Raw genomic sequence first — 633 nt, 5'->3', positions numbered from 1 at the left:
CGCACGTGCGCCGGCCCGGAAAGCCTGTACCCCTTCGAGAACTACACCCGTACCGCGCAGATTCTCGCTGACACGATGGCCGAGGCGCATATGTGGGCCGTCGATGCCCCCCTGCATCCGTCGCTCGTCAAGGACATCCTCGAAGGCATCAATGCCAAGTTTCGCCAGCTCAAGACGCTGGGCTACATCATCGACGGCGAGGCCTGGTATGACGAAGAGCCGAACACCAAGGAATCGCTCAAGAGCGGAAAGTTGATCCTCGACTACGCCTACACGCCGGTTCCCCCGCTGGAAGACCTGGCTTTCCGCCAGCGCATCACCGACACCTATCTGCTGGACTTCGCGCAGCGCATCAACGCCTAACACCACCGGGCCGGCGCCTTGCGCCGCCCTTTCTGAATTTCTGGAGCCAAACACATGGGAATGCCCAGCAAGCTCAAAAACATGAACGTCTACAACGACGGCACCAGCTATGCCGGTGTCGCCACGTCCGTGACGCTTCCCAAACTCACGCGCAAGATGGAGGCCTTTCGTGGCGGCGGCCTGGGCGGCGCCGTCAAAGCAGACTTTGGCCTGGACGATGACGCGCTCAAGGTCGAATGGGCCTGCGGCGGATACGTCACTCAAGTTCTC

General features: G+C 61.3%; 2 protein-coding genes. Both read left to right on the top strand.

Annotated features, from left to right (window positions below; translation table 11 throughout):
• Nucleotides 1-363 (top strand): phage tail sheath C-terminal domain-containing protein (locus tag KVT32_RS28255; protein WP_305864186.1); only part of this gene is annotated, 363 nt, incomplete at its 5' end.
• 54 nt (nt 364-417) lie between these two features.
• On the top strand, nt 418-633 hold a 216-nt coding region (locus KVT32_RS28250), incomplete at its 3' end, for a phage major tail tube protein (RefSeq protein WP_217619220.1).

Origin of the sequence: Achromobacter sp. GbtcB20 (genome assembly GCF_019091095.1) — a bacterium.
GTDB lineage: Bacteria > Pseudomonadota > Gammaproteobacteria > Burkholderiales > Burkholderiaceae_B > Achromobacter > Achromobacter mucicolens.
The sequence above is the reverse complement of the archived record's forward strand: the minus strand, read 5'-3'. Positions and strand labels throughout refer to the sequence as shown.